General features: G+C 59.2%; 1 protein-coding gene and 1 tRNA gene. One reads left to right on the top strand and one right to left on the bottom strand.

Annotated elements, in window-relative coordinates:
- The first annotated feature begins 150 nt into the window (after positions 1-150).
- Positions 151-1,464, top strand: a complete 1,314-nt coding sequence (locus ACW5W8_RS23585; RefSeq protein ID WP_498630848.1) for a sodium-dependent transporter — start codon at positions 151-153, stop codon at positions 1,462-1,464.
- Positions 1,465-1,739: 275 nt separating this feature from the next.
- Here ACW5W8_RS23585 and ACW5W8_RS23580 read toward each other — a convergent pair.
- A tRNA-Val gene (locus tag ACW5W8_RS23580) sits at positions 1,740-1,815 on the bottom strand.
- Positions 1,816-1,830 lie beyond the last annotated feature (15 nt).

Genomic DNA, 1,830 nt, shown 5'->3' with positions numbered 1-1,830 from the left:
GGCTGGGGTATCCATGATGGTAGACCTCAAGGTGATGGCCTACTTCAAGCTTAGCCTTTCAACACGTAATTGGGACATAGCCTTTTTTATGGTCTGTCGTTTATTGCTATTCAGGAGTATTGCTTCGATGTCGTGTTACCCGGAGGTTGTATGAGCCAGGTTCAGTGGTCTTCCCGTCTCGGTCATGTGCTGGCCGCAGCAGGCACAGCGATTGGCCTTGGTGCCATCTGGAAGTTTCCCTATGTGACCGCCACCAATGGCGGTGGCGCCTTTCTGCTGGTGTTTCTGCTGTTCAGCTTCACCCTGGGGGTAGCGGTACAGGTCGGGGAGACCCTGCTCGGCAGCCATAGCCAGCGCGGGGTGCTCGGCGCTTTTCGCAAACTGGTAGGGCCGAACTGGCGCTGGATGGGGTATATGGGGATTGCCTGCGGCTTCTTTATCTACAGCTTCTACAGCGTGGTCGGTGGCTGGACCGTGGGTTACGCTGCGCTGGCGATGGCTGGCAAGCTCAACCTGAGCGAGGGGAGCGCCCTCACCGCCTTGTTCAACGGCTATGTCAGCAACCCCTGGTGGCCGGTGCTGACCCATCTGATCTTCGCGGGCCTGACCTGGTGGTTCGTGCAGGGGGGTATTCAGAAAGGGGTTGAGCGGGCACTGCGCTGGATGATGCCCGCGCTCTTCATCATGATGTTGCTGCTGGTTGGAGTCGGTCTCTCCATGCCGGGCTCCATGGCGGGTGTACGCCAGCTGCTGCTGCCGGACTTCTCCATGCTGACCGGCCAGAGCGTGCTGGACGCGCTGGGACTGGCCTTCTTCTCCCTCTCCATCGGGCTCGGGGTACACACTACCTATGGCGCCTACCTGCCCAATAGCGAAGGGGTGCTGCGCTCCGGGGTCTGGGTGGTCACACTGGCAAGCCTTATCTCGGTGCTGGCGGGCTTGATGATCTTCCCGGCGCTGGCCTCCACCGGCATCGATCCCACCGCAGGGCCAGGGCTCACCTTTATGACCATGCCCGCCGTTTTCAGCCATCTGCCGTTCGGTCAGGGGCTGGGGGTGGTCTTCTTCCTGTTGCTGCTGGTCGCCGCACTCTCCTCCTCCATCTCCATGCTGGAGCATTTGGTGCGCTTCACCACTGAGGAGTGGGGCTGGTCGCGTCGTGGCGCCTGCCGGGTACTGACCCTGCTTATCATGACATCCGGCATTCCGGTGAGCCTGTCGTTCGGCCCATGGAGCGATCTGACCCTGTTTGGCAAGACCATCTTCGAGCTGCTCGACTATCTCACCTCCAACCTGATGATGCCGCTGTTTGGTCTGGTACTGACCCTGCTGCTGGGCTGGCGATTGGGTGATGCCATATTGCCTGCGGGCCTGTCACCCGCCCTGCGTCTGGCACTGCTCTGGTGCTGGCGCCTGGTGGCGCCGCTGCTGATCAGCGGGATCCTGATCCGCGGGATCATGTAACGCTTTGCGCACCCTTACGGGCAGGCCTTGGCCTGCCCTTTTTATTGCCGTTCGCCAGAGGCGACGGTCAAGGTGCTGCAATAAGATGAGCTGACATCAGCAGAATAAGAGCGGGAATGGAAAAGGGCGCTTGGATAAGACGGGAGCTGACGGGATAGGTTAAGAGATCGAACAATAGAAAGTGCTGTTCACTGAATTTCAGGCAAAAAAAATCCCCATCTGAGTGGGGACTTTCTCTGCAACCGCAGCTGATATCTCAGCCTCGCTTGCGAATATGGTGGTCGTTACTGGGATCGAACCAGTGACCCCCTCCTTGTAAGGGAGGTGCTCTCCCAGCTGAGCTAAACGACCTGGGATTCTGAAATG

It is taken from the genome of Aeromonas aquatilis (assembly GCF_054052405.1).
Note: the sequence above shows the minus strand (reverse complement) of the source record. Positions and strands in the feature narration are given on the sequence as shown.